6 protein-coding genes are annotated in these 6,788 nt (G+C 71.2%); 3 read left to right on the top strand and 3 right to left on the bottom strand.

Annotated elements, in window-relative coordinates:
- Window positions 1-109 precede the first annotated feature (109 nt).
- Entirely contained in the window at window positions 110-400 is a 291-nt protein-coding gene (locus C0461_RS12600; RefSeq protein ID WP_292107494.1) for a hypothetical protein, read from the bottom strand.
- A gap of 216 nt (window positions 401-616) precedes the next feature.
- Between C0461_RS12600 and C0461_RS12595 the strand changes: the two genes are divergently transcribed.
- Together C0461_RS12595 and C0461_RS12590 are read left to right on the top strand one after the other, a co-directional pair.
- Complete coding sequence (locus C0461_RS12595) at window positions 617-823, top strand: hypothetical protein (RefSeq protein ID WP_021698521.1); 207 nt, start codon at window positions 617-619, stop codon at window positions 821-823.
- Window positions 824-986: 163 nt separating this feature from the next.
- On the top strand, window positions 987-3,653 hold the full coding sequence (locus C0461_RS12590; RefSeq protein ID WP_292107492.1) for a M14 metallopeptidase family protein: 2,667 nt from the start codon (window positions 987-989) through the stop codon (window positions 3,651-3,653).
- A 9-nt stretch (window positions 3,654-3,662) separates the two neighbouring features.
- Here C0461_RS12590 and C0461_RS12585 read toward each other — a convergent pair whose 3' ends face one another.
- A complete protein-coding gene (locus C0461_RS12585; RefSeq protein ID WP_292107490.1) occupies window positions 3,663-4,001 on the bottom strand; it encodes an SMR family transporter in 339 nt (112 codons plus the stop codon).
- Window positions 3,998-4,555, bottom strand: coding sequence for a TetR/AcrR family transcriptional regulator (locus tag C0461_RS12580; protein ID WP_292107488.1), 558 nt, complete (start codon window positions 4,553-4,555; stop codon window positions 3,998-4,000). Before C0461_RS12580 ends, C0461_RS12585 begins: the two co-directional genes overlap by 4 nt.
- 104 nt (window positions 4,556-4,659) lie before the next feature.
- On the opposite strand from C0461_RS12580, the gene C0461_RS12575 reads away from it, so the two are divergent.
- The gene (locus tag C0461_RS12575; RefSeq protein WP_292107487.1) at window positions 4,660-6,480 is read left to right on the top strand and encodes an ABC-F family ATP-binding cassette domain-containing protein; all 1,821 of its coding nucleotides are present in this window, start codon (window positions 4,660-4,662) and stop codon (window positions 6,478-6,480) included.
- Window positions 6,481-6,788 lie beyond the last annotated feature (308 nt).

Below are 6,788 nucleotides of genomic sequence, written 5' to 3'. Positions count from 1 at the left end.
CCCCCCAGCAGGCTTGCCGCCGCGCTGATGGCCGTCAGGACCCAGCTCAGGCCCAGAAGGATGAGTCCGCCCCCATGCCGCTGGGCGGCGAGGTCTTTCGGTTGCCAGATCATGATGTCCAGTTTCCAGGTGTGAGGCATCCGGCCACGGCCGGATCAACAATCAGCCAGGCCCCCGCCGCTTTCAGCTCGTCGATCAGGTGCGGGCCGCCGTAGACCACTCTCACGAGTTCGGAGCTGTCCTGCGGGCTCACGACGCCGATGGCCGAGACCACGGCGTCCGACCGCGCGGCCGTCCACCAGGGCGGGAACACGACGGCGACGATGTGGGGGTCTCGGGGCTGGGCCGCGACGCCGGCGGCCGGCGCCAGCGAGATCAGGATTGCGCCCACGACCAGCACGGTCGCCGCAAAGGGGCGGCGACGTTGTGCTGAACCAGTGATTCTCGACGCGCCGCCCATTCTCGCACTTGGCCTTCAGGCCTTTAAAATTCTCATAATCCCCAAGGGGGGTCAGCCATCCACAGAATATGGAACATAGGGTGAACATTCGCTCGACCAAGGCGGATCGGCGTCCTACCAAGGGGTCGGGTCGGCGGCTTCCAGACGGAGACCGCCGTGAGCGAAACCATCACCATCATCCGCCGCATGGCCGAGGCCGCGAACGGCGACCTGGGCGCCGACTTCCGCGCCGGCCTGTCCGTGGGCCTCGCCGAGGCCGAACGCCAGCACCCGGGGTTTCTGGACGGGTTGCGGCGGACGGAGGGCGAGCGACCGCTGGCGAGCATCGCCCGACGCGCGGCGCTGCTGCGAAGGGAGGGCTAGGGGCAGGGATAACGGCGCTTCATCCGGCCCGTCACTGCCCCCTCAGCCCCTCGCCCCCGGAATTGCACCAATTGCACCAATTGCACCGTGCACTTCCCCGACGTCCGCCTTTGCCCCCGGCGCCTGATCCGCTAAGCCTGTCCCCGTAACCCGGGGGCTGTTCATGATCCGTCTGCTGTCTGTCGTCGCGCTGGTCTGCGGCCTGTTTCTGGCGCCTGCCGCCCAAGTCCAGGCACAGGCGCAGGACCTGTTCCCCGGGGCCAATCTGGACGCGGCCATCCCCGCCCCCGAAGGCGTCATCGGCCATCCGGTGGGCGAGCGGCTGACGCCGGTGGCCGACATTCATCGCTATCTGGAGACCCTGGCCGAAGCGGCGCCCGACCGCATGGTCACCGGCGAGTACGGCCGCACCTGGCAGGGGCGGCGGCTGATCTGGGCGGCCATCTCCTCGCCCGAGAACATCGCCCGGCTGGACCAGATCCGCGCCGCCTCCCGCGCCCTGGCCGACCCCCGCACCACCGATGCGGCGACCGCCCGCCGGCTGATCGCCGAGACCCCCGCCATCGTCTGGCTGGCCTATTCGGTGCACGGCAACGAGGTCGGCCCGGCAGAGGCCTCCATGGCCGTGGCCCGCCACCTGCTGGCCGCCCGGGGCGACCCCCGCATCCAGCGCATGCTCCAGGACACCGTGGTGGTGCTGATCCCCACCCAGAATCCCGACGGCCGCGACCGGTTCATCAACGGCTACCGGGCCGGCCAGGGGCTGGAGTCCGATCCCGACGTCCAGTCGGTGCAGGGCCGCGAGCCGTGGCCCAGCGGGCGCTTCAATCACTATCTGTTCGACCTGAACCGCGACTGGTTCGCCCAGACCCAGCCCGAGACCCGGGGCCATGCCGCCCTGCAGATGCAGTGGAAGCCCCAGGTGGTGGCCGACATCCACGAGATGGGCACCGACCAGACCTATTTCTTCCCGCCCGAGGCGGACCCCTTCAATCCCCTGTTCACCCCCAGCCAGCTGGCCATGCGCGAGGTCATCGGCCGGGCCCACGGCCAGGTCTTCGATCAGGCGGGCATCGACTATTTCACCCGCGAGTATTTCGACGCCTTCTATCCCGGCTACGGCGACAACTGGCCCGGCTATTCCGGCGCCATCGCCATGACGTACGAACAGGGCTCGGCCCGGGGCGACGTGCGCCGCCGCTCGGACGGCAGCCTGCTGACCCTGTTCGAGACGGTGCGCAGCCAGTTCCTGATCTCGCTGTCCACCATCGACGCCGCCGCCGTGAACCGGCAGCAGCTGATGAGTGACTTTCACGCCTATCACGCCTCGGCCATCGACGAGGGGCGCCGCCTGGGCGTCATCCTGCTGCCCCGCACAGGGTTCGACCCCACCGCCGCCGACCGCCTGGCCCGGTCCCTTGCCTCCCAGGGCGTCGAGGTGGGCGTGGCCGGGGCCGGCTTCTCCGCCTGCGGATCGCACGGCGCCGGGACCTATGTGATCGATCTGGCCCAGCCCGCCGGGCGCCTGGCCCGCGTCCTGCTGGACCCCTCGGTCAGCCTGCCCGCCGACTTCACCGCCGAGCAGGAACGCCGCCGCGCCCAGGGGCTGGACCACCAGCTCTATGACATCGCCGCCTGGGCCCTGCCGCTGGCCTACAACACCCCCGCGGTCCAGTGCCGCAACCGCCCCGGCGTGGCCGTCACGCCCCTGTCCGGCGACGCGCCCCTGACCGGCGGCGTCATCGACGGCCAGAACGCCGCCGCCTGGATCGTGCGTCCCGGCCTGTCGGGCATGCGCTTCCTGACCGCCGCCCTGCGGGACGGCCTGAACGTGCGCGCGCTGGAGGCCGGCTTCACCCTGGACGGCCGCGACTGGCCCGCCGGCTCGCTGGTCCTGACCCGGGGCGCCAACCCGGATGACGCTCCCGCCCGCATCGCCCGCATCGCCACGGACACCGGCGCCGTCGTCGAGGGTGTCGCCGACACCTGGGTCACCGCGGGCCCCAGCCTCGGCTCGGACCGCGCCTCGGTGGCCCGCGCCCCGCGCATCGCCATGGCTTGGGAGACGCCCACCGGCCCCACCTCGGCGGGCGGTCTGCGCTGGATGATCGAGCGCGAATACGGCTATCCGGTCACCATCATCCGCACCGCCCAGATGGCGGCCTCGGACCTCAGCCAGTACGACGTCATCATCCTGCCCGACGGCGGCGGCTACGCCGCTGCGCTCGGCGAGCGGGGCGTGGCCGGTCTGCGCGACTGGGCCCGTCAGGGCGGGGTTCTGATCGGGGTCGGCGGCGGCATGGGCTTCATGTCCGAGCCCGGCTCCCAGATGCTGGCCACCCGGCTCGAGGGCCGCGTCGCCGACGAGGACGCCGAGGCCCCCGCTCCCGCCGATGAGGCCACCGTGCCCGGCGTGATCCTGACCAGCCCGGACCAGCTGCGGAACATCGTCCGCCCGGCCGAGGGCAGCCCGGACTCCATCCCCGGCATCCTGCTGGGCGCCGTCACAGATCCGGACCACTGGCTGGCGGCGGGCGTTGCGCCCGAGCTGAACATCCTGGCCTCGGGCTCGGAAATCTACGCCCCCCTGCGACTGGACCAGGGGGCCAATGTGGTGCGCTTCGCCGGGCCGGGCGATCTGCTGGCCGCCGGCTACATCTGGAGCGAAAACCGCGCCCAGCTGGCCTACAAGCCCGCCGTGGTCGCCCAGTCCCTGGGCTCGGGGCAGTTGATCGGCTTCGCCCATGACCCGTCGGCGCGGGGCTTCATGCGCGGGCTGGACGTGTTGTTCCTGAACGCCGTGTTCCGGGGGCCATCGCACACCCGGTGACGCCCGGCCTCAGTGGCTGACGGTCTTCGAGAACACGTTGATGACGATGACCCCGCCCACGATCATGGCCAGACCCAGGATCGCCGGGGCGTCCAGCCGCTGCTTGAACACCACCCAGCCGATCATGGCGATCAGCACCACGCCCATGCCGCTCCAGATGGCGTAGGCCAGGCCCACGGGGATCTCTCGCAGAGCCACCGACAGCAGATAGAAGGCGGCCAGATAGCAGCCCGCCATGGCGACGGTCGGCACGGGCCGGGTGAACTGCTGGGAGGCCTGCAGCAGGCTGGTGCCCACCACTTCCAGCAGGATCGCGGCCCCCAGCGCCAGCCAGGTGATCGGGCTCACTTCGCCGGGCCGGTCAGAAGCGCGCCGATGGCCCGGCGCTGGTCCGGGGTCACGTCGAAGAGGCCGAACAGGTCCGACATCCACAGCCCGTTGGCCAGCAGCCGCAGCATCAGGGCGTCATCCCGCCCAGCCGGATCCACCGGATCGTCCTCGGCCAGCACATCGGTGCCTGCCCGCCACCGCCGCGCCAGGGCCGGGTCGATGGCGCAGGCCACCAGCGCCGCGCGGCCCAGCACCAGATCCTTCTCGTCGCCCGGATTGTCCACGCTGACCCGCATGGCGGCCCGGGCGTTGCGGTTGTAGGGCTCGGGGTCCCTGGCCGCCTCGGCCCGGACCTCCTCCACATGCTGGCGGGCCAGTTCGTCGATCATGCCTTCCAGCAGCGCCGCCTTGGTGGGGAAATGATGCAGCAAGGCGCCCTTGCTGACCGGCAGGCGCTCGACCACGGCGTCCAGGGTCAGGGCCAGCGACCCGCCCTCGGCGGCCACGGCGATGGCGGTGTCCAGGATCAGCTGGCGGGTCTGTTCGGCGGTGCGGCGGGGGACGGGGATCATGGGCGTCCATACCGGCTGGACGGTTTGATCTCAAGCCGCCGTGACGGTGGCCATGGGCGGCCCCGATGACGTATAGGGCGCGGCTCCCCATCTCACGGAACATCATGGCCGCCAAAAACGCCTCAAGACCGCCCCTCATCGCGCTCAAGGACATCCGTCTGCAGGACGGACCCCGCCCCCTGTTCGAGGGGGTGGACCTGGCCATTGAGCCGCGCATGCGCGGCTGTCTGGTGGGCCGCAACGGGGCCGGGAAGTCCACTCTGATGCGGCTGGTGATGGGGATGATCGAGCCGGACTCCGGCGACCGCACGGTCCAGACCGGCACCCGCTTCGCCTATGTGCCGCAAGAGCCGGTGGTCACCGGCGAGACCCTGCTGGACTACGCCGTCTCCGGCGGCGCCGAGCCGTGGACCGCCGAAAGCTGGCTGGAGACCTTCGGCCTGTCCCCCGCCAAGCCCGCCACGGGCCTGTCGGGCGGCGAGATTCGCCGCGCCGCCCTGGCCAAGGCCTTCGCCGAGGAGCCGGACGTCCTGCTGCTGGACGAGCCCACCAACCACCTGGACATCCTGGCCATCGAGCGGCTGGAGAAGGAGCTGGCCGCGTCCCGCATGGCCGTGCTGACGGTCAGCCACGACCGCGCCTTCCTGAACAAGGTCACCAACACCTGCTACTGGCTGGAGGGGCGTCAGGTGCGCACCCTGAACCGGGGCTTCGAGCATTTCGACGCCTGGGCCGATCAGGTCACGGCCGAGGAGGCCGAATCCCTGCGCCGCCTCTCAAAGGCCATCGAGGCCGAGACCCACGCCTTCTATCGCTCGATCACCGGCCGCCGCACCCGCAACGAGGGCCGCGCCCGCCAGCTGCGCGCCATGAGCGCCGACCGCTCCGAGCGCCTGCGCGACCAGCCCCGCGAACTGTATCTGGACGTGGATTCAGGCGGCCAGTCCGGCAAGCGGGTGGCCGAACTGAAGGGCGTGAGCAAGGCCTTCGGCGAGCGGGTCATCCTGCCGCCGTTCAGCACCCGCATCCTGCGCGGCGACCGCATCGCCATCGTCGGCCCCAACGGCGCCGGCAAGACCACCCTGGTCAAGCTGATGCTGGGCGAGCTGGAGCCCGACGCCGGGTCTGTCAAGCTGGGGACGGGCCTGGAGCCGGTCTATCTGGACCAGGCCCGCGCCGAGCTGACCGGCGACATGATCCTGCGCGACGCCCTGACCCCTGGCGGCGGCGACTCCATCATGGTGCGCGGCACGCCTAAACATGTGGCCGCCTACGCCAAGGACTTCCTGTTCACCGACGCCCAGCTGCGCCAGCCGGTCTCCACCCTGTCGGGCGGCGAGCGCAACCGCCTGCTGCTGGCCCGCGCCCTGGCCCAGCCCGCCAATCTGCTGATCCTGGACGAGCCCACCAACGACCTGGACATGGACACCCTCGACCGGCTTGAGGAGTTGCTGGCCGACTATGACGGCACCCTGATCCTGGTCAGCCACGACCGGGATTTCGTCGATCGTCTGGCCACCTCCACCATCGCCCTGAACGGCCGGGGCGGGGTGGTGGAGACGCCCGGGGGCTGGACCGATTTCGTGCGCCAGAACCCGGGCTTCCTGACCGAAGAGAAAGCGTCCGCCGCCCCGCCTGCCCCCGCCGCCAGGCCCGCGACCGCCAAACCGACCCCCGCTGCGCCGACCCGCAAGCTCTCCTACAAGGATGCGCGCCGGCTGGAGGAGGTCGAGCGCCTGATGGCCGAGGCGCCCGCCGCCATCGCCGCGAAAGAGGCGAAGCTGGCCGACCCGGACCTCTACGCCCGCGACCCCGCCGCCTTCCAGCGCCTGACCGACGAGCTTCAGGTCCTGCGCGACCAGATCGACGCCGCCGAGACCGAATGGCTGGAGCTGGAGGAGAAGAAGGCCGCGCTGGCGGGGTGAACCAGGCCTTCCTCCCCCGCCTTCGGGGGAGGGGGACCATCCGAAGGATGGTGGAGGGGGCGACCCGGACGCCGACGCTTGAGTTTGCCCCCTTCACCGCTTCGCGGTCCCCCTCCCCCGTTCGCTGCGCTCCGGGGGCGGAGATGGCCCACGAAAAAGGCCGCCGGGGTTTCCCCCGGCGGCCAGCACGTCCGTCCGGCCCGATCCCCGCGGGGTCGGCGGCGGGTCGCGGGGACCAGCCGGGCGGAGTGTCTCCTGAGGGCCCGGCGCGGGACGAGGCTGGCTGATCGTGGTGATCAACCGGCCCC

Origin of the sequence: Brevundimonas sp., assembly GCF_013823285.1 — a bacterium.
In the GTDB taxonomy this organism is placed as follows: Bacteria; Pseudomonadota; Alphaproteobacteria; order Caulobacterales; family Caulobacteraceae; genus Brevundimonas.
The sequence above is the reverse complement of the archived record's forward strand: the minus strand, read 5'-3'. Positions and strand labels throughout refer to the sequence as shown.

What these genes read in the sequence shown, in the direction of transcription:
- C0461_RS12590 (WP_292107492.1), top strand. Translation starts at nt 987, where the DNA reads ATGATCCGTCTGCTGTCTGTCGTCGCGCTGGTCTGCGGCCTGTTTCTG.
- C0461_RS12580 (WP_292107488.1), bottom strand. Translation starts at nt 4,555, where the DNA reads ATGATCCCCGTCCCCCGCCGCACCGCCGAACAGACCCGCCAGCTGATC.
- C0461_RS12575 (WP_292107487.1), top strand. Translation starts at nt 4,660, where the DNA reads ATGGCCGCCAAAAACGCCTCAAGACCGCCCCTCATCGCGCTCAAGGAC.